The sequence below is a fragment of the Streptomyces sp. GS7 genome (assembly GCF_009834125.1).
Taxonomy (GTDB): Bacteria; Actinomycetota; Actinomycetes; order Streptomycetales; family Streptomycetaceae; genus Streptomyces.
Genome location: NZ_CP047146.1, coordinates 8,632,752 through 8,651,961, shown reverse-complemented (window position 1 = coordinate 8,651,961; position 19,210 = coordinate 8,632,752). Strand labels below are relative to the sequence as shown.

The window sequence follows — 19,210 nt, the reverse complement described above, 5'->3', positions numbered from 1 at the left end:
TTATTCCGTTCCGGTCGGTTCTTCGAGGGCGGCGAGCAGGGCGGCGGTGTGTGCCTCGGCGCGGGTCATGCCGGCCGTGGGGGCAGGGGTGCCGCCGGGCAGGGCGTAGAGGCTCGGGCGGCTCGGTGCGGGGCTGTGTTCGCGGGCGATCCAGGTGCGCCAGTCGGCAGCCCACGCGGTGGCCGGGCGCGGTGGCCAGGCCGCCCGGTAGGAGCGCCACTTCGCGTCGGCGGCGTGGATGCCGTGTTCGCCGAGGCGGGCGAGGTGCCCCTGCTGCTGCGCCCAGGCGCGGGTCTCCGCGTCGATCTCCCAGTCGGTGGCCGAGGTGAGGGTGGTGGCACTGCTGCTGTACCTACGGTTCACCTTCGGTTCACTACGGTTCTGGGGGCTGGATTCCGGTCCCTCCATGGGCTGGATTCCGGTCCCTGGAGGGGTTGGATTCCGGTCCGTGTCGTTTTCTGGAGGTGCCGGATCCTGGTCCTTCGAGGGGCTGGATTCCAGCCCCTTTCGGGGGCGGATTCCGTACCGTCGCAGGCCGGGTGTGTTGCGGTCGGGCTTCCTGGGCTCGACGGTGGGAGTGTCTTCGGGGCGCGACGCGTTCGCGATGAGGTAGGCCGCTCGCGGCAGCCAGTACACGGTGGCGCGGTACGGGCCCTGGAGATCGTCGGCCTCCTCCAGCTCACCGCAGCGCACCAGCATGTCCAGAGCGTCACGGACGGTGGACCGGGAGGCCCCCGTGCGCTCCATCAGGCTGGGCACCGTGGCGTAGGCGACACACTTCTCGTCGGCGACGCGGTCGGCGATGGAGAGCATCACCAGCCGGGCGTTGCCCTTGCTGGCGCTGTTCTCCCAGACCCACTCGCGGGCGTCTTTGCTCATCGGTTGGCGGCTCCTAGGTCAGGTGGGGAGGTGCGGGCAGTCCGCTTCGGGGGTTTGGGGAGGGCTGCGGCGTGGAGTTGCCGGCGAGGCCCGCGCTGGTGTGCACGAGGTCGCCTTGGCCGCGGCTGTGGCGTGTCGAGTTTCCCCGTGCCCCGGAAACAGTGTTCCGGGCGCCTGGACAAGACAGCCACATCCGCCCGCGCAAGTCCAGCATTCCACCGAGAAAGCAAACAGCTCACGGCGAACACGTCGTGTGCGGGGAATTAAAACGTTAGACCCGGATCCCCGGTTAGCGAAATCACCCAGCGGAGCGGTGGGACAAATAGGGACAGTAGCTCGCAATGCTTCGGTGGCGATTCCGTCAGACCTCGCGCGGAGCGCGACATGTCCCCTGACCAGGCATGATGATCCTTTCGGGGTGGTCGCCCATCGGCGTGGGCGACCTGACGCTCCGTGATTTCGTCAACCGGGGATCCCATGCTATGTTCCGCCCTTTTCCGGCGGTGACCTAGGGGATCTGACAACAAAGCGGCGGAATATAGCAGCGGGTCAGCGGTTAGCAAAACCGGTCTTTCGGAGCTACAACAGATCCGTGCAGCAAAACCCTCTTGAAATAGGCCCGGCCGGAAATCGGACCGCCCGCGCCATCGAGCGCGCCCGCACCATGCGCGGAATCGCTCAAAGACAGCTGGCCGCCCGCGCGACCGAGCTGGGCCGCCCCATGACCGTTACGACCATCTCCCGCATCGAACGCCGGCGCCGACGCTGCGACGTCGACGACCTCGTCGCCATCGCGGCCGCCCTCGGCGTCTCCCCGCTGGCCCTGCTCGCCGGGGAGTGCTAGCCGCCGCAGACGCTGCATCGCTCCCGCCGAGCAGTCGGTGACCGGGGCAACACCCTTCCGCCACCTCCCACTTCCCTCGCCCGTACGTACCCGAGCGATCCACCCCGGTGCGTCCCCCTCGCACCATCGCTCCAGATAGGAACCCTCTTGCGCCAAGAGCCCATGCCTCCTGCCCTCCCGCACACCGCGTCGACACTGCCCCGCCTCTACCTCCCCGAGGAGATCGCCGAGGCCCTCGGCTGCTCTGCCTGGTGGGTCAAGGACCGCGCCCGTCGCAGCCTCATTCCGCACACCCGCGTCGGCCGCGCGTACCGCTTCACCGCCGAACACCTGGCCGAGATCGTCCGCCTCTACGAGGAGCGCCCGACACGATCCCCCGACGACGCGGCTGCCGTTCCGGCAGGGGCGACACCTCCCGCCGCACGAGCCCGTGTCTCCCAGCTTCGTCGGCCTACTGCGGTCCTGACGACGGGGCGTCTGCGGGCTCGGCCGCCGCGCCGTACCCAGTACGAGACCGTCGCGTAGCGCGCCCGCGCCAGCCACAAGCCAAAGCCAGGGGAGGAAGACGGAAGTTGGGTTTCGCGGAGAAGCGCGGAAACTACTGGCGCGGCCGGTACAAGATCGCGCCCAGCAAGCACCTCACGGTCGTCGACGAGAGCGGCAAGGCGATCAGGTTCGCGACCAAGGGCGAGGCCCAGCGCGCCGCGAGCGAGGCCGAGAACAAGTACCGACGGGGCGACTGGCGCGACCCGGCACTGGGCCAGGAGACCTTCGGCGAGTACGCGAGCCGCTGGTACGAGGCCCAGGATCTGGCTGCCTCGACGATGCAGAACTACAGGCGCCACATCGAGGAGCATCTGCTCCCCGAGTTCGAGGACAAGGCGCTCGCGGGCGTCCTGCGCACGGACGTCGACTTGTGGGAGAAGAAGGAGAAGGCCGTGTACGCGGCCTCCAGCGTCAAGACCTGGCGCTCGACGCTCCACCTGATCTTCGAGGACGCGATCGACGAGGGCCTGATCGCGTCCAATCCGGCGGCCAGGCGGCGTGGGCGCGGCAAGCGCGCCGGCCGCTCCCGTGGCCGTGGCCCGGAGAAGGTCATCACCGACGCGCTCGGCATTCTGCTGACCGCCGAGCGGGCTGCCCTGCTCTCCGGCCGCGACGACGAGTTCGTCGCCGTGGTCCTCAAGGGGTACACCGGCAAGCGCTGGGGCGAAATCGTCGGCCTGGAAACCGAGTTCGTCCGCCCCGGAGCGTTCCGCGTCGAGTGGCAGCTGTACGAACTCGACACCGGCGAGCTGCTGCGCTGCCCGCCCAAGGACGACAGCTACCGCACCATCGACTCGACGGTCTGGCTGTCCGCCCTGGTCGCCAACCACATCGCCCGTACGAAGCCGACGCCGTGCCCGTGCCATGGCAGGACGTACGTCTTCCGAGGACAGGGTGCGGCACGTACCGGTGGTCACCAGGGGGCAAAGCTTGTCGACGTCGCGCGCCTGGCCGGGGTCTCCACGGGGACGGTGTCCAACGTCCTCAACCGCCCCGACCGGGTCGCTGAAGCTACGCGAGCGCGTGTGGAGCAGGCCATCGCCGACCTTGGGTTCGTGCGGTGCGGTGCGGTGTCTGGGCACGCGGCTCACTGGCGTCGAAACGGCTTTGCCACCTGGCTGTTCACCCCGGCGGCCTCCGGCTGGTATCCGAAGAAGGCCCCGCAGGAGGCAAGGCCCGTGCCGCTGCTCGGTGAGCCGTGGCCCGGCGTTCCGGCACGAGGACGCAATGCCAGCGAACGGGCCGACACTTGCTGGCTCCCGATTGCCAAGGGCCTCACGCCCCACGGCCTCCGTCACACACACCGGACGATGATGGAGGACCTCGGCACCGAGAAGGTCCTCATGGACGAGCGCATGGGCCACCTCGACGGATCGGTCTCGGCGCGCTACGCCCACGTCACGCCCGGCATGCGTCGGCGCCTCATGGCCGGTCTGACCGAGCAGTGGGAGGCGGCACTCGACGCTCGGCTCTCGATGTGTCCCATATCGCCGGTGCGTGTGCTCAACGAGCTCCTGCGCGCACGCGCGGGTGTCCAGTAGCCCCCGGGCCTCGGTGCCGACGTCATATCACCGGGCCTGTTTCCTCAGGGGACAAGCAGGCTGTTCCCTGAGGGAACAGGCCGCGTGTTCCCTCAGGGAACGGCTCGGGCGCCCACTGTGGTGGCGCTCCTGACTGTCGGGCGCCCGGACAGCCCGCCGTAGGTGCCTCCCCGAATTGGCTCTTCAGCCAGCCTCAGGCGGGCTTCTGCGCAGCGTCGGCAGCGGCCTTCCTGGGGACAAGTCTGGGCGGTACTGGCCGAGGAGGGTCCGCGTAGGCTGCGTGCGCGCGTTCCTGCTCGCGGTGCCAGATCTTCAACAGCGCTTCGTTGGACTGTGGCACAGCGAGTCCGACGCTCTTCAGAATCTCCCGGAAGTACGGGACCGGGCCGCCGTCGGGAGCCACGACCAAGGCAGACAGCAGCGGTGCGTCGCCTTCCGAGCGGTCCTCGGCCTGTGACAGCAGCGTGAGGCGCACTTCCTGTGGAGTGCTCTTTCCGCCGGCCAGCAGCAGCCAGTGTGTGGTGCTGCCTGCCTGCGCGACGGAGATCAGCCGCTGGCGTAGATCTTGGCTTGAGACCGGGACAGCAGTCCGTTTGACCTTCGAGGGCCGGGCGGCACGCTGCTGGTCATCCGGCTTCGACGGCTCAACCGAGGGGCTCGGCCCTCTACCCTCGCCGGATGTCTTCTGGTTCTGATGGGCTGCCTTCCGAGCCCCCGCGATCGCAGTCTCAAGCAGAGCGCTCGTCTCCCATAGGACATTGAGCCCGCGACTGTTGAGCCGGGTGCGCCGTGTGCCTTCCAATAAACGGCGTGCGGTTCGGAGTTCTCGCTTCAGGCGCGCAGCACTCTTGCCCCGTGTGCCACCGAGCAACTCCTGCCCTTCGGTGATCAGACGTTGCAGACGCTTCCAAGCAGTGGGCGTCTGGTCGTGCTGTGTGACAGACCGTCGGTTCCGCGCGGTTGCGCCCCGGCGAGGGGAGTGAGGGAGGACGACGGGGACCTCGGGCACTGCTGCATCGAGCGGCAGCGTCGGTGGCATTGTGCGTGCGGGGATCCCGTACTTCGCGAACGCGCGGTCCGCTTCCCGTTGTGCCCACCGCTTCAGGTGAGGAGCTGATGACGGCCTGCCCAGCCCAAGGCCGTCGAGGACGCGGACCAGGTACGGCAGCGGCTCGCTGGCGTTGGTCCGTATGAGGGCAGACAGCACGGGATCATCCTGTGAGAACGGGGTGTCGACCTCGGTGAGCAGTCCGACGAGATCCGCGTCGCTGTACCGGCTGAAGTCCACGCCGATCATCTGACCCAGGCGTTCCCAGGTGGGCTTGATCGCCCAGCGCGCGTCCAGCTCCAAGGCGTCTCGAAGTGCGACGACCAGTTCTTCCTGGTTCATGTGCCGAACCGTTCGGCGCTCAGCGAGCGATGTTTCGGGCGATGGCTTTCGTGTGCCGCTGCTTCCGGTGCCCGCCTTGGACCGTCTGCGCGCGGCTCGGATCTCCTCGACTGCTGGCGTCGAAAGTCCGTCGACCGTCAGGGCCGCGTCGGCGAACGGCGTCCACTCGGGGGCCCGACCGCGCTGTTGTACGCCGAGGTAGGGGCACCGCTCGGCTCCCTGGGTCTCGAACCGGATGCGGAAGACATAGCCGGCGTCGTCCAGAAACTCCTCAGGCGTGGGGCCACCCAGCCCGAAGATCCAATCTGCTTCCCCCTCACCCAGGGCGTCTGCCTTGTCGGAACCGAGCCCCCATGAACCACTGTTGTCCGGCCGCAGACGGAAACGCAGCCGACGCGGGCTGCCCTGCAGATCGACATCGATCGTGCTGCCGGGGGCGGCGGTGTTCTTGTGTAGATGCACTGCCCCCTTGAAGCCCTGGCTCCCTATCCAGTTGTGCAGGGCCCGCTTCATGAACAGGTGGTCGGCGCTGTCCTCCCCATTGGCTGTGCGAGTGCAGGTGTGATGTGGGTGGTGCGCGAAGTGGCAGACCTTCGAGTGATAGCGGCGGTCGGTCAGCGGCTCTCCGCAGCCGCCGAGCAGCGTGCCGCACCAATACGTGTACCTGGGGTGCTGTTGCCGCCAGCGCGTCAGCTCTGCCGCCTCCATGGGGAGGATGATCGCGAGATCGGAGTCTTTACTGCCTATGACTGCCGTTTGAACCCGACGGTGATCCGCGGCTTGTAGCGGCATGGCGATAGACCTCCGGCGGCGGGAAGCGGCGCAAGACGACCAGTGCCAGCAATGGTGTCAGAACGGCCACTCGCGGTCAGCACACGGTGAGAACTCGCAAGCCCGCCGCCCAGAGCGGGGAGCCCGCTGGGAGCCGCATCCCGAAGTCGGCTCCCAAACGGCTCCCAAAAGGGCCCTGGAAACGAGTCAGGGGCCTGATCCACTGAGTGGATCAGGCCCCTGACCTGGTGTTCCTTCAGTCGGGGTGGCGGGATTTGAACCCACGACCTCTTCGTCCCGAACGAAGCGCGCTGCCAAGCTGCGCTACACCCCGAAGCAACGAGCTCTACTTTAGCGGACTGATCCCCGTAGGTGAAATCCGGTTCCGGGGAGGCCGGGGCCGGGGTGGTGGAAGAGCCCCGGCCGACGGCCTTCGGGGCGGTCAGTCGTGGGGGGTGAGGGTGAGCAGGGTGGCTTCCGGGGGGCAGGCGAAGCGGACCGGGGTGTAGCGGTTGGTGCCGCAGCCGGCGGAGACGTGGAGGTAGGAGGTGTGGCCGTCGGCGGTGTGGCTGGAGAGGCCCTTGGCGCGCCGGGTGTCGATGTCGCAGTTGGTGACGAGGGCGCCGTAGAAGGGGACGCAGAGCTGGCCGCCGTGGGTGTGGCCGGCGAGGATCAGTGGGTAGCCGTCGCCGGTGAAGGCGTCCAGAGAGCGCAGGTACGGCGCGTGGACGACGGCCACGGAGAGGTCGGCGCCGGATTCCGGGCCGCCGGCGACCTCGGCGTAGCGGTCGCGCTTGATGTGCGGGTCGTCCAGTCCGGTCAGCGCGATCTCGGCGCCCTCCAGCTTGAGGCGCCCGCGGGAGTTGGAGAGGCCGACCCAGCCGGCCGCGTCGAAGGCGTCGCGCAGGTTTTCCCAGGGGTTGTGGACGGCGCCGACGACGGGGGCGTTGCCGTTCAGGCCGTGCCGGCCCTGGACCTTCTCGAGCAGATAGCGGGCGGGGTTGCGCAGCCGGGGGCCGTAGTAGTCGTTGGAGCCGAAGACGTAGGCGCCGGGGAACTCCATCAGGGGGCCGAGGGCGTCCAGGGTCTCGGGCACGGCCTCGGGGTCGGAGAGGTTGTCGCCGGTGTTGACGACGAAGTCGGGGCGGAGCCCGGCGAGCGACTGGAGCCAGCGCTGTTTCTTGCGCTGCCCGCTGACCATGTGGATGTCGGAGACCTGGAGGACGCGCAACGGCCGCATACCGCGGGGCAGTACGGGCACGGTGACGCGCCGCAGGCGGAAGGAGCGGGCTTCGAAGCCGGCGGCATAGGCCAGGCCGGCCGCACCGACTGCGGTCAGGGACAGGGGTACTCCGTATCGCGCGCGCATGTGTCCATGGTCGCAGAGTGGCGGTGGGGTGGGGCGACGCCCTTGATCGTCGGGACGGGGGACGGGGGATGGCGGGGGTATTCGGGAGGGGGTGAGGGGACGGGGCGCGCGGCGGGGAAAAGGCGCGGCGGTTGCCGGTGGGTGAGGGCATACTCGACGGCATGACCACGCTCAAGGCCAAGCTCCGGGACGACCTCACCGCTGCGATCAAGGCGCGTGACGAGCTGCGTTCCGCCACCCTCCGTCTCACGCTGACCGCCATCCAGAAGGAGGAGGTGGCCGGCACCCAGGCGCGTGAGCTGTCCGACGGCGAGGTCGAGAAGATCATCGCGCGGGAGGCGAAGAAGCGCCGGGAGGCCGCGGAGGCGTTCGACAAGGCCGGACGGGCCGAATCCGCGGAGCGGGAGCGGGCGGAGGGCGAACTGCTCGCTGTGTATCTGCCCAAGCCGCTGACCGATGACGAGCTGGAGCAGCTGGTCGCGGCGGCCGTGGCGGAGGCCCAGGGGGCCGGTGCCGAGGGGCCGCGCGCGATGGGCGCCGTGATGAAGATCGTCAACCCGCAGGTGGCGGGCCGGGCCGACGGCGGCCGGGTCGCCGCGGTGGTGAAGAAGCTGCTCGCCGGCTGAGGTCCGGACGGAAGCGCGGAAGCGGAAGCGCGGAAGGGGCGCCCTCGTGATGAGGGCGCCCCTTCTGTATGTCGTGGTGGAGTGCCGTGTGCCGTGTGCCGTGTGCTCTGGTGGAGCCGGCGGGCTCGTGGGCGGGGGCCGCCCGGTGGGTCACCAGCCTCCGTTGAGGCCGCCCAGGATGTCGGGGAAGCCCGGAAGGTGCCAGCCGCCCCCGGGCTTGTTGTCGCCGCCGTGGCCGGGGTTCGGCTTGGGCTTGTCCTGCCCCTGGTTGTTGTCGCCGTCGCCGCCCGCCGGGTCGTCGATCGGGACGGTGGGCAGCGCCGGCGCGGGGCGGCCCGCCAGCGCGCCGGACATCGCGTCGCGCCAGATGGGGCCGGGGGTGTCCGCGCCGTAGACCTTGTCGTGCGCGACGCCGCCGATGGTGATGTTGTACATCTGGCGCTGGTGCCGCGGGTCGCCGACCCAGACCGCGCCGGCCGCGTTCGGGGTGTAGCCCACGAACCAGGCGGCGTAGCGGTTGTCCGTCGTTCCGGTCTTGCCGGCGCTGTCGCGGCCCTGGAGGCCGGCCTCCTTGCCGGTGCCGTCCTCGACGACGCCCTTGAGGAGGGCGTTGACCGTGTCCGCGGTCTTCTTGGACATCGCGCTGTGGCACGTGGTCTGCGGGACCTTCAGCGACCGGCCCTGGGCGTCGGTGATCGACTCGATGGCGACCGGGGAGCAGTACGTGCCCTCGTTGGCGAAGGTGGCGTACGCCCCGGCCATGGTCAGCGGGGACATCTCCTGGCCGCCGAGGGCCATGGAGGGAACCTGCTTCAGCGGCTTGCCGTCGGCCCGCTGGATTCCCATCTTCTCGGCCATCTTGACCGCGGGGCAGATGCCCATGTCGCTGATCAGCTGTACGTAGTAGGTGTTGACCGACTTCGCGGTCGCCTCCTTCATGGCGTACGGGCCGTGTTCCTGCGGGTTCTCGTTCTCGGCGGTGTCGTGGCCCTGCCACTCGCCGGTGCACGTCTGGACCGGGCTCGGGTACGGCATCTTGTACGGCGAGGGGTACTGCTGGTACGGGCTGGTGCCCTGCTCCAGGGCCGCCGCCGCGATCACCGGCTTGAAGGTCGAGCCGGGCTGGTAGCCGGCGCCGCCGCCCATGCTGTGGTTGACCGAGAGGTTGATCTGGGTCTGGTTCGTGCCGAAGCCGTACGGCCGGGACTGTCCCATGCCGAGGATCTTGCCGGTGCCCGGTTGGACGACGGTCGCGGCGGCGGCCACCGGGTCGTCGTCGTAGACGTGCTTGCTCAGCGACGCCTGGATCGACTTCTGGGTCTGCGGGTCGAGGGTGGTGCGGATGGTCAGCCCGCCCTCGTTCCAGCGCTGCGAGCGGATCTCGCGGGTCGCGCCGAACGTCTTGTCGTTGAGCAGCACCTCGCGGACGTAGTCGCAGAAGAAGCCGGCGCCGCTGCCGGCGGTGATGCAGCCGTTCTGCGGGCGGCTGACCTTCAGCTGGATCGGCTTCGCGGCGGCGGCGTCGGCCTGTGCGCGGGTGATGTCCTTGAGGTCGGCCATCCGCCGCAGCACGGTGTTGCGGCGCACGGTCGCCTCGTGCAGGTGGTTGACCGGGTCGTAGCGGCTCGGCGACTGCACGATGCCGGCCAGCAGGGCCGACTCCTCCAGGCTCAGGTCCTTGGCGGGCTTGCTGAAGTAGCGCTGCGCCGCGGCCTCGACGCCGTACGCCTGCTCACCGAAGAACGTGATGTTGAGGTAGTTCTGCAGGATCTTGCGCTTGCCGAGCTTCTCCTCCAACTGGATCGCGTACTTCAGCTCCTTGACCTTGCGGCCGATCGTCTGCTGGGTGGCCTGCGCGACCTTGTCCGGGTCGTCGCCGGCCTCCTCGATGAAGACGTTCTTCACGTACTGCTGGGTCAGGGTGGACGCGCCCTGGGCGACGCTGCCGGACTGGGCGTTCTTGTTGACCGCGCGCAGGATGCCCTTGAGGTCGATGGCGCCGTGCTTGTAGAAGCGGGCGTCCTCGATGGCGACGATCGCCTGCTGGACGTAGGGCGACATGTCCTTGAGGCCGACGACCGTGCGGTCGCGGGAGTAGACCTTCGCGATCTCGCCGCCGTCGGCGTCCAGGATGGTGGTGCGCTGACTGAGCGGCGGCGTCCTGAGGTTGGCCGGGATGTCGTCGAAGCCCTGGACGGACGTCTTGGCCGCGAGGCCGAGCGCGCCGGCCGCCGGGAGCGCGATGCCGGCCAGTACCGCTCCGGCGAGGACGCTGACACCGAGGAACTTGGCGGCCTGCTGGGTCTTGGACCGACCTCCGCCCACGCGCTTCTTAGCCATGGGGAGCAGCCTACGTTCTCAATCGCCGGACAGGGGCGCACCTGTTCGTTTAGCCTGTTCCCATCCGCCACAGCGGAACGGCTACACCTCGGTTCGTCAACCCCTACTCCTCCCTCGGGCTGTGCCCCACATGCCCGCTGTGTGCCATAAATCCCTTGCCATCACAGCGAAGTGTCCCGCTTGGGAGGTAAGTGGCGTATGTCGTGCGGTCACTCCGTTGGGTGATCTGCCGCGTACGCATAGTCCGTTCGGGCCATTCAAGATTGGGCCCGAAGGGGGTGTTGCGCCCTGCCCGCCTTCCGTAACGTCCTCAACTGGCAACGGTGAATATGCCGTTTGCCGCCGTGGGGGAGCCTCGATTCGGGAGAGGACGGCGCCAGCATGGGCTGGGTAACCGACTGGAGTGCACAGGCAGCCTGCCGCACTACCGATCCGGATGAACTTTTCGTGCAGGGGGCGGCGCAGAACCGCGCCAAGGCGGTGTGCACCGGGTGTCCGGTGCGCACGGAGTGCCTGGCCGATGCCCTGGACAACCGGGTGGAGTTCGGTGTGTGGGGCGGAATGACCGAACGCGAGCGGAGGGCGCTGCTGCGCCGCCGCCCGACCGTGACGTCATGGCGCCGCCTGTTGGAGACAGCACGTACGGAATACGAGCGCAGCACCGGCATCCTGCCGGTGGACTGCGAGGACGAGGTGTTCGACGACGAGTACGCCGCGGTCGGATAGGCCGCCCGCCGGACCGCGTGTGCGGTCATGTCGCCGCCGCGGCCGTTCGCCGCTGCGGTTCAGGCGTCGGCGTCGTCGGGCCGCACGGCCAGGCGGTCGCCGATCGCGCGCAGGCCCGCGAGGTCGTGGACGTCGCCGGGCAGCGCCGCGACCTGCGCGACCGGGACCTCGGGATGCAGCGCGGTGAAGCGGTCACGGGTGCGCCGTTCGCGCGCGAGGACCTGCATACGTTCCGCGTGCAACCGCAGCAGCCCGGCGGCGAGTTGCGCCGCCGAGGCCGAAGGTGATGACGCCTGCTCCGCCGCGGCAGCGGGGGAGAGGCCGCCGGCGGTACGTGATCCATTCTTCCCGCCGTCGAGATCCACAATGCCGCCCGGCCCAAGATTTTCGACGACCGGGGAACTCGGGTCGTCGGAAGGGGAGTTGGGGGCGGTCCCGCCGGAGGGCCGGCCCGCTTCCGCGGCGTCCGGATCCGCGGCCGGGTCCCCGTCCGCGTCCCTCTCCGCGACCAGCGTCTCCGTCAGGGCCTCCGCGGCGGCCAGCGCGCGCTCGGCGCTCAACTGGGCCGCGCCACTGCCGTGCACGCGGTTCAGTACGAGACCGGCCAGCGGCATCTGCTCGGCGGCCAGCCGCTCGACGAAGTACGCCGCCTCGCGCAGCGCGTCCCGCTCCGGCGCGGCCACCACCAGGAACGCCGTACCGGGCGCCTGGAGCAGCCGGTACGTGGCGTCCGCGCGGGTGCGGAAGCCGCCGAACATGGTGTCCATGGCGGCCACGAACGTCTGGACGTCGCGGAGGAGTTGGCCGCCCATCAGCTTGCTGAGGGTGCCGGTCATCATCGACATGCCGACATTGAGGAACTTCATGCCGGCCCGGCCGCCGACCTTCGCGGGCGCCATCAGGATCCGGATGAACTTGCCGTCCAGGAAGGAGCCCAGGCGCTTGGGCGCGTCGAGGAAGTCCAGCGCGGAACGGCTCGGCGGGGTGTCCACGACGATCAGGTCCCACTCGTCGTTCGCGCGGAGCTGGCCGAGCTTCTCCATGGCCATGTATTCCTGGGTGCCCGCGAAACCGGCCGACAGGGACTGGTAGAAGGGGTTCTCCAGGATGGCGCGGGCCCGCTCGGCGTCCGCATGGCCCTCGACGATCTCGTCGAAGGTGCGCTTCATGTCCAGCATCATCGCGTGCAGTTCGCCGCCCGCGGTCTCGTCGACGCCCTTGACCCGGCGCGGGACGTTGTCGAGCTCCGAGATGCCCATGGACTGCGCCAGCCGCCGGGCCGGGTCGATGGTGAGCACCACGACCTTCCGGCCGCGCTCGGCGGCGCGCACGCCCAGCGCCGCGGCGGTGGTGGTCTTGCCGACGCCGCCCGAGCCGCAGCACACCACGATGCGGGTGCGCGGATCGTCGATCACGGCGTCGACCTCCAGCCACGGGGCCGAGGCGTCCAGCGTCGTGTCGTCCGAGGTCATATGGGCCCCTGTCTCCGCAGGTCTCTGGCCAGGCCGTAGAGCCCGGCGAGGTCCACTCCCTCGGGGAGCAGCCCCAACTCGTAGGTGGGCAGGCCGAGCGCGGTCAGCTCGGCGTACTCGGCACGCTCCAGCTCGACCCGCTCGGCGTGCTCGCGCGCCTGCTCCAGCAGGGGGGCGATCAGGCGGTCGGCGAGGCCGCCGCGGCGGGCGCCGCCCAGACCGGCCTGGGACAGCGCCTTGGCGATGCCCGTACGGGCCCCGCGGGCGGCGACGTCGAGGTCGCCGTTGTCCAGCAGGGCGGGGCGGGTCATATTGATGACGACGCCGCCCACGGGGATGTTGGCGGCGCGCAGCTCGGCGATGCCGTCGGCGGTCTCCTGGACCGGCATCTCCTCCAGGAGGGTCACCAGATGCACCGCGGTCTCGGGCGACTTGAGGACCCGCATCACGGCCTGCGCCTGATTGTGGATCGGGCCGATCTTGGCCAGGCCGGCGACCTCGTCGTTCACGTTCAGGAACCGGGTGACGCGGCCGGTGGGCGGGGCGTCCATCACCACCGCGTCGTAGACGAACGCGCCGCTCTTGTCCTTACGGCGGACGGCCTCGCACGCCTTGCCGGTGAGCAGCACGTCCCGCAGGCCGGGCGCGATGGTGGTGGCGAAGTCGATCGCGCCGAGCTTCTTCAGGGCCCGGCCGGCGCTGCCGAGCTTGTAGAACATCTGGAGGTAGTCCAGCAGGGCGCGCTCGGCGTCGATCGCGAGGGCGTGCACCTCCCCGCCGCCCGGGGCCACCGCGATCTTGCGCTCCTCGTAGGGAAGCGCCTCGGTCTCGAACAGCTGGGCAATGCCCTGCCGGCCCTCGACCTCGACCAGGAGGGTACGGCGCCCTTCGGTGGCCAGGGCGAGGGCGAGGGCAGCGGCGACCGTGGTCTTGCCGGTGCCGCCCTTGCCGCTGACGACATGGAGCCTGCTCACGCCAAGGAGCCTAACCAGTCCGCGTCCCGGCTACGCACGGGATACGCCCGGGACTACCCGGAGATCCGCCGCGCGCCTGTCGGGGACGGCGTCGGGGATGTGCCCTAGGGGGCGCCGTGGCAGGGCCGGGGTCGGGCGGCGGCGGCGCGGCCGGGCGCAGGCATTACGCTCGGGCCATGACCAAGTGGGAATACGCGACCGTGCCGCTGCTCGTGCACGCGACCAAGCAGATTCTGGACACCTGGGGCGAGGACGGCTGGGAGCTGGTCCAGGTCGTGCCCGGCCCGAACAACCCCGAGCAGTTGGTGGCCTACCTGAAGCGGGAGAAGCCGTGAGCGGCGTAGAGGACAAGATCGCGTCGCTGGGCCTGAAGCTGCCGGAGGTCGTGCCTCCGCTGGCCACGTACCAGCCCGCGGTGCGCTCCGGCGCGTACGTCCACACCTCCGGCCAGCTGCCCATGGTGGCCGGCTCGCTGCCCGTCACCGGCAAGGTCGGTGCCGAGGTCAGCCCCGAGCAGGGCAAGGAACTCGCCGCGGTCTGCGCGCTGAACGCGCTGGCCGCCGTCAAGTCCGTCATCGGCGACCTCGACAAGATCGAGCGGGTCGTGAAGGTCGTCGGGTTCGTGGCCTCCGCGCCGGACTTCACCGGGCAGCCGGGCATCGTCAACGGCGCCAGCGAGCTGCTCGGCGAGATCCTGGGCGACAAGGGCGTCCACGCCCGCTCCGCGGTCGGTGTGGCGGTGCTGCCGCTGGACGCGCCGGTCGAGGTGGAGATCCTGGTCGAGATCGCCGAATAGCGGCTCGCCCGTGGTGCGCTCGCGTCCGGATGCCGCCCTCGCACCTGAGGGACCCTCGAACATCCGCGCGCGAGCGCATAGCATCCGGCCATGTCGTCGACGACCAATGGCCAGTGGTATCCGCCGGAATGGCCGGACCGTATCCGGGCGCTCGCCAACGGTGGGCTGACGCCGGCCGCGCCCCGAAGGGCCGCCACGGTCCTGCTGCTGCGGGACACCGGTACCGGCGGCCCCGCCGTCCACATGCTGCGCAGACGCGCCTCCATGGCCTTCGCCGGAGGCGCGTACGCCTATCCGGGCGGCTCCGTCGACCCGCGGGACGAGCGCCCGGTGGAGTGGGCGGGGCCCTCGCGCGCCGAATGGGCGGTGCGGCTGGGCGTCGAGCCGGCCACCGCGCAGGCCATCGTCTGTGCCGCCGTGCGCGAGACCTTCGAGGAGGCGGGCGTGCTGCTCGCGGGGGACTCGGCCACCACGGTCGTCGCGGACACCACCGGCGAGGACTGGGAGGCGGACCGCGCGGCGCTGGTCGCCCACGAGCTGTCCTTCGCCGCGTTCCTGCGGCGCCGCGGGCTGGTGCTGCGGTCCGACCTGCTGGCCGCCTGGGCGCGCTGGATCACCCCGGAGTTCGAACCGCGCCGCTACGACACGTTCTTCTTCGTCGCGGTGCTCCCCGAGGGCCAGCACACCCGGGACGTCTCCACGGAGGCGGACCGCACGGTGTGGATCCGGCCCGAGGAGGCCGCCGCCGGCTACGACCGCGGCGAGCTGCTGATGATGCCGCCGACGATCTCCACGCTGCGGGCGCTCCAGCCGTACGCCGCCGCCGCGGACGCGCTGGCCGCGGCGGCGGCGCAGGACCTGACGCCGGTGCTGGCCAGGGCCCGCCTGGTGGGCGACGAGATCGTGCTGAGCTGGCCGGGCCACGACGAGTTCACCAAGCACATCGCGACGACCGGCGACGGGCCGTCGGCCACCACCGGCCCCTCGGGAGGAACCCCCGCATGACCGAAGCAGCCGCCCTCCCGGGCCAGCCCCGCGGCGAAGTCGTCTCGGGCCGGGCCACCCCGCGCGCGTACTGCGTCCTGGCCCCGAACCCGTCGGCGATGACGCTGGACGGCACCAACACCTGGATCGTCGCCGAGCCGGACTCCGGCCTCGCCGTCGTCATCGACCCCGGGCCGCTCGACGAGGGCCACCTCCGTGCCGTCGTCGACACCGCCGAACGGGCCGGGCAGCGCGTCGCGCTGACCCTGCTCACCCACGGGCACCCCGATCACGCCGACGGGGCCGCGCGCTTCGCCGAGCTGACCGGCACCTCCGTACGGGCGCTGGACCCGGCGCTGCGTCTGGGGGACGAGGGGCTCGAAGCGGGCGATGTCGTCACCACCGGGGGCCTGGAGCTACGGGTGGTGCCCACCCCGGGGCACACCGCGGACTCGCTCTCCTTCCACCTGCCCGCCGACGGCGCGGTCCTGACGGGCGACACGATCCTGGGGCGGGGCACCACCCTGGTCGCCCACCCCGACGGCCGGCTGGGCGACTACCTGGACTCGCTGCGCCGGCTGCGCTGCCTCACCGTCGACGACGGCGTCTCCACGGTCCTGCCGGGTCACGGGCCGGTGCTGAACGACGCCCAGGGGGCGGTGGAGTTCTACCTGGCGCACCGGGCTCACCGGCTCGCCCAGGTGGAGACCGCGGTCGAGGCCGGCCACCGCACCCCCGCCGAGGTCGTGGCGAGCGTGTACGCGGACGTCGACCGCTCCCTGTGGCCGGCCGCCGAGCTGTCGGTGCGGGCCCAGCTGGACTACCTGGACGAGCACGGGCTGATCTAGCCGAGCACGGGCTGATCCAGGTCACCCGGGGCGGAGGCCGCGTCAGGGCGCCTGCGGGCGGGGGGCCTTCGCCCCGTGGACGGCCAGGTACTCCTCCGCGAGCCAGGGCGCGAGTCCGGAGAGCAGCTCGGTCAGCAGCCCGGGGTAGGCGGCGGGCGCCCGGGCGGCGCGTGCCGCGGCGCGCATCTGCTCGGCGTGCGCCGGGTAGTAGCGGCCGAACACCTCGGCGGACTCGGCGAGGTCGCTGGTCCAGCCGCCCCAGCGCGGCATCACCAGGGTGAACCCGGTCCGTACGAGGTTCCGGGCCACCCCGCGGGTCAGCCGGGTGCGCTCCTCCTCGGAGGCGGCCGCGGCGGCCCGCTCGCGCAGGCCCGGCAGCCGGCGGAAGAGGTCGCCGTTGGTCTCCCGGGCGAGGAGCGAGGTGGGGCGGTAGCGGGGCAGCCCGGCGGTCACGTCCGGCCCGCTGAGCGGGGTGCACAGACAGGCCACGAACCAGGCCCCGTCGTACCGCTCCTGCTCGCTGAGCAGCCGGTCCCGCCCGATCAGCAGGATCCCTGCGCCGTCGATCTGCGGGAAGGCAGCGTCCAGCTCCGCCTCGACGGCCCGGGCGGCGGCCTTGTCGGCGTCACCGGGCTCGTCCCGCAGGACGAGGAGGGCGTCGAGGTCGGACACCCCGGGGACGGCGGTGCCGCGCGGGATGCTGCCGTAGAGATAGCTGCTGACCACCCTGCCGGGCGGGAAGCGGGCGGTCAGTCGGTCGGCCAGCCCCGCCACCACGGGAGCGAACGCCGCGGGCACCTGATTCAGGGCCCCTTCCCGTACGAAGCAGCCGTCCTGGTCGAGTCCGGGGCCATGGGGGCCGCTGCCGCTGTCCATGGCGCCACTATGGCGGGGCGGGGCAGCGGGCCGCGAGCGCATTGTCCGGGGCGCGCACGGCCAAGGGCCCCGCCGGAGCGGGGCCCTTGGTGTGGTGGCGTGGACGGGAGGCGTCAGCGCGAGCGCTTGGCCAGCCGCTCGACGTCCAGCAGGATCACGGCGCGCGCCTCCAGGCGCAGCCAGCCGCGGCCCGCGAAGTCCGCGAGCGCCTTGTTGACGGTCTCCCGGGAGGCGCCGACCAGCTGGGCCAGCTCCTCCTGCGTCAGGTCGTGCACGACATGGATGCCTTCCTCGGACTGCACACCGAAGCGGCGCGACAGGTCGAGCAGGGCGCGCGCCACGCGGCCCGGCACGTCCGAGAAGACCAGGTCGGACATCTGGTCGTTGGTCTTGCGCAGCCGCCGGGCGACCGCGCGCAGCAGGGCGGTGGCCACCTCGGGGCGGGCGTTGAGCCAGGGCTGGAGGTCGCCGTGGCCCAGGCCGAGCAGCTTGACCTCCGTGAGGGCGGAGGCGGTGGCCGTACGGGGGCCCGGGTCGAAGAGCGAAAGCTCACCGATCAGCTCACCCGGGCCGAGCACGGCGAGCATGTTCTCCCGACCGTCCGGGGAGGTGCGGTGCAGCTTCACCTTGCCCTCGGTGACCACGTAGAGGCGGTCGCCGGGGTCCCCTTCGTGGAACAGGGCGTCGCCGCGGGCGAGCGTGACCTCTCCCATCGAGGCGCGCAGCTCGGCCGCCTGCTCGTCATCGAGCGCCGCGAAGAGCGGTGCGCGCCGCAGAACGTCGTCCACGAGATCTCTCCTTGTCGACATGCTCCGGGGGACTGTGGTCCCCATCATGCCGGAATGCAAAACAGTGCGATCAATCACAAGTTTGCCGGACCCGTGGCCCAAGCCATACGGCAGGGGGCCGATTGGGGTCACGAATCCTGGTGATCGGGTCGGATGTCAGTGGGTGGCCTTAGTCTGGCCGAGTGTCCAATACGCCGGTGAGAGCAGAGGACTGGGGGGCCGACAGAGTGAGCGCAGGACGCGATTCCGCTGTGGGCGAACAGCGTTCCACAGGCGTCTTGAATACAGATAAAAGTAGCAAATCGCCCTCCAGGGTGACGACCGGGCGCAAGCCGGCGGAGCGCCCGCCCGGCGCGTCGCAACCCGAGGCAAAGGAGGCGTCCGTGAAGGAATCCCCCGCGAAGCGGACAACGGCCGGGAAGGCCGCCGCGAAGAAGGCCCCGGCCAAGAAGGCGCCCGCGAAGAAGGCCGTGACGACGGCTGCGACGACGGCCGCGGCACCTGCCAAGAAGACGGTGGCGAAGAAGACGGCGGCCAAGAAGACCGTGGCGAAGAAGGCGGTCACCGCGCCCCCCGCCCGGAAGGCGGCCGCGCGCAAGCCGGAGTCGCGGGTGGCGATGGTGCGGCGGGCCCGCCGGATCAACCGCGAGCTGGCCGAGCTGTATCCGTACGCCCATCCGGAGCTGGACTTCACCAACCCCTTCGAGCTGCTGGTCGCGACGGTCCTCTCCGCGCAGACCACCGACCTGAGGGTCAACCAGACCACCCCGAGGCTGTTCGCCGTCTGCCCGACGCCCGAGGACATGGCCGCGATCGCCCCGGAGGAGCTGGAGGAGCTGATCCGGCCGACCGGCTTCTTCCGCGCCAAGGCGAAGTCCCTGATCGGCCTCTCCACCGCGCTGCGCGACCGCTTCGGCGGCGAGGTCCCGGGCCGCCTGGAGGATCTCGTCACGCTCCCCGGCGTCGGCCGCAAGACCGCCAACGTGGTGCTCGGCAATGCCTTCGGCGTCCCCGGGATCACCGTCGACACGCACTTCGGCCGGCTGGCCCGCCGCTTCGGCTGGACGACCCAGGAGGACCCGGAGAAGGTCGAGGCCGATGTCGCGGCGATCTTCCCCAAGGGCGAGTGGACGATGCTCTCGCACCGCGTCGTCTTCCACGGCCGCCGCGTCTGCCACTCCCGCAAGCCCGCCTGCGGGGCCTGCCCCATCGCCCCGCTGTGCCCCGCGTACGGCGAGGGCGAGACGGACCCGGACAAGGCGAGGAAGCTGCTCAAGTACGAGCTGGGCGGCCAGCCGGGGCAGCGGCTGAGGCCGCCGGCCGGCTATCCGGGGCAGCCCGCGCCCCCGCTGGCGAGCGCGTAACGGCGAACGGCGCGACCGAGCGCGGGGCCTGCGGGGACCACGGGGACCGCTTCACGAGGGGACACCGACCATCGAC

General features: G+C 70.8%; 18 protein-coding genes and 1 tRNA gene. 10 read left to right on the top strand and 9 right to left on the bottom strand.

The annotated features are described in order from the left end of the window. Entirely contained in the window at positions 1–879 is an 879-nt protein-coding gene (locus tag GR130_RS37650; RefSeq protein ID WP_159508930.1) for a helix-turn-helix domain-containing protein, read from the bottom strand. A gap of 592 nt (positions 880–1,471) precedes the next feature. Between GR130_RS37650 and GR130_RS37645 the strand changes: the two genes are divergently transcribed. The 3 genes from GR130_RS37645 to GR130_RS37635 all read left to right on the top strand — a co-directional run bounded on the left by GR130_RS37645 (position 1,472) and on the right by GR130_RS37635 (position 3,810). Next, positions 1,472–1,723: a helix-turn-helix domain-containing protein gene (locus GR130_RS37645; RefSeq protein ID WP_159508929.1), complete on the top strand. Its 252-nt coding sequence runs from the start codon at positions 1,472–1,474 to the stop codon at positions 1,721–1,723. A 162-nt stretch (positions 1,724–1,885) separates the two neighbouring features. Further along, positions 1,886–2,248 carry a DNA-binding protein gene (locus GR130_RS37640; RefSeq protein WP_159508927.1) on the top strand — a complete coding sequence of 121 codons (363 nt, stop codon included), beginning with the start codon at positions 1,886–1,888 and terminating at the stop codon, positions 2,246–2,248. A 47-nt stretch (positions 2,249–2,295) separates the two neighbouring features. Further along, positions 2,296–3,810 (top strand): LacI family DNA-binding transcriptional regulator, encoded by a 1,515-nt coding sequence (locus GR130_RS37635; RefSeq protein ID WP_159508926.1) that lies wholly within the window; start codon positions 2,296–2,298, stop codon positions 3,808–3,810. Between the two features lie 193 nt (positions 3,811–4,003). On the opposite strand, the gene GR130_RS37630 is transcribed toward GR130_RS37635, so the two are convergent. The 3 genes from GR130_RS37630 to GR130_RS37620 all read right to left on the bottom strand — a co-directional run bounded on the left by GR130_RS37630 (position 4,004) and on the right by GR130_RS37620 (position 7,340). After that, positions 4,004–5,908: a competence protein CoiA family protein gene (locus GR130_RS37630; RefSeq protein WP_159508924.1), complete on the bottom strand. Its 1,905-nt coding sequence runs from the start codon at positions 5,906–5,908 to the stop codon at positions 4,004–4,006. A 323-nt stretch (positions 5,909–6,231) separates the two neighbouring features. Beyond that, positions 6,232–6,305: transfer RNA gene (locus tag GR130_RS37625), tRNA-Pro, on the bottom strand. A gap of 108 nt (positions 6,306–6,413) precedes the next feature. Beyond that, the gene (locus tag GR130_RS37620; RefSeq protein WP_159508922.1) at positions 6,414–7,340 is read right to left on the bottom strand and encodes a metallophosphoesterase; all 927 of its coding nucleotides are present in this window, start codon (positions 7,338–7,340) and stop codon (positions 6,414–6,416) included. 161 nt (positions 7,341–7,501) lie between these two features. Between GR130_RS37620 and GR130_RS37615 the strand changes: the two genes are divergently transcribed. Then, positions 7,502–7,966, top strand: a complete 465-nt coding sequence (locus GR130_RS37615) for a GatB/YqeY domain-containing protein (protein ID WP_159508920.1) — start codon at positions 7,502–7,504, stop codon at positions 7,964–7,966. Between the two features lie 150 nt (positions 7,967–8,116). Here the strand turns inward: GR130_RS37615 and GR130_RS37610 are convergent, their stop codons facing one another. After that, complete coding sequence (locus GR130_RS37610) at positions 8,117–10,306, bottom strand: transglycosylase domain-containing protein (protein WP_159508919.1); 2,190 nt, start codon at positions 10,304–10,306, stop codon at positions 8,117–8,119. A 381-nt stretch (positions 10,307–10,687) separates the two neighbouring features. Here GR130_RS37610 and GR130_RS37600 point away from each other — a divergent pair, with 381 nt between their 5' ends. After that, entirely contained in the window at positions 10,688–11,032 is a 345-nt protein-coding gene (locus GR130_RS37600; protein ID WP_043265402.1) for a WhiB family transcriptional regulator, read from the top strand. Between the two features lie 59 nt (positions 11,033–11,091). Here GR130_RS37600 and GR130_RS37595 read toward each other — a convergent pair whose 3' ends face one another. Both GR130_RS37595 and GR130_RS37590 read right to left on the bottom strand, forming a co-directional pair. After that, on the bottom strand, positions 11,092–12,504 hold the full coding sequence (locus GR130_RS37595; protein WP_159508917.1) for an ArsA family ATPase: 1,413 nt from the start codon (positions 12,502–12,504) through the stop codon (positions 11,092–11,094). Continuing rightward, a complete protein-coding gene (locus GR130_RS37590) occupies positions 12,501–13,478 on the bottom strand; it encodes an ArsA family ATPase (protein WP_159508915.1) in 978 nt (325 codons plus the stop codon). The genes GR130_RS37595 and GR130_RS37590 overlap by 4 nt, the downstream gene beginning before the upstream one ends. Positions 13,479–13,654: 176 nt before the next feature. Between GR130_RS37590 and GR130_RS37585 the strand changes: the two genes are divergently transcribed. The 4 genes from GR130_RS37585 to GR130_RS37570 all read left to right on the top strand — a co-directional run bounded on the left by GR130_RS37585 (position 13,655) and on the right by GR130_RS37570 (position 16,106). Further along, positions 13,655–13,813: a DUF4177 domain-containing protein gene (locus GR130_RS37585; protein WP_019992579.1), complete on the top strand. Its 159-nt coding sequence runs from the start codon at positions 13,655–13,657 to the stop codon at positions 13,811–13,813. After that, on the top strand, positions 13,810–14,274 hold the full coding sequence (locus GR130_RS37580; RefSeq protein ID WP_159508913.1) for a RidA family protein: 465 nt from the start codon (positions 13,810–13,812) through the stop codon (positions 14,272–14,274). Before GR130_RS37585 ends, GR130_RS37580 begins: the two co-directional genes overlap by 4 nt. Positions 14,275–14,364: 90 nt before the next feature. Next, positions 14,365–15,279, top strand: a complete 915-nt coding sequence (locus GR130_RS37575; RefSeq protein WP_159508911.1) for an NUDIX hydrolase — start codon at positions 14,365–14,367, stop codon at positions 15,277–15,279. Beyond that, entirely contained in the window at positions 15,276–16,106 is an 831-nt protein-coding gene (locus GR130_RS37570; RefSeq protein ID WP_159508909.1) for an MBL fold metallo-hydrolase, read from the top strand. Before GR130_RS37575 ends, GR130_RS37570 begins: the two co-directional genes overlap by 4 nt. Positions 16,107–16,148: 42 nt before the next feature. Here GR130_RS37570 and GR130_RS37565 read toward each other — a convergent pair whose 3' ends face one another. Further along, on the bottom strand, positions 16,149–16,982 hold the full coding sequence (locus tag GR130_RS37565) for a nucleotidyltransferase domain-containing protein (protein WP_159508907.1): 834 nt from the start codon (positions 16,980–16,982) through the stop codon (positions 16,149–16,151). Positions 16,983–17,095: 113 nt separating this feature from the next. Then, positions 17,096–17,770, bottom strand: coding sequence for a Crp/Fnr family transcriptional regulator (locus GR130_RS37560; protein ID WP_006604164.1), 675 nt, complete (start codon positions 17,768–17,770; stop codon positions 17,096–17,098). Between the two features lie 383 nt (positions 17,771–18,153). Between GR130_RS37560 and nth the strand changes: the two genes are divergently transcribed. Next, positions 18,154–19,134 (top strand): endonuclease III, encoded by a 981-nt coding sequence (gene nth, locus GR130_RS37555; protein ID WP_159508905.1) that lies wholly within the window; start codon positions 18,154–18,156, stop codon positions 19,132–19,134. The last annotated feature ends 76 nt before the right edge of the window (positions 19,135–19,210 follow it).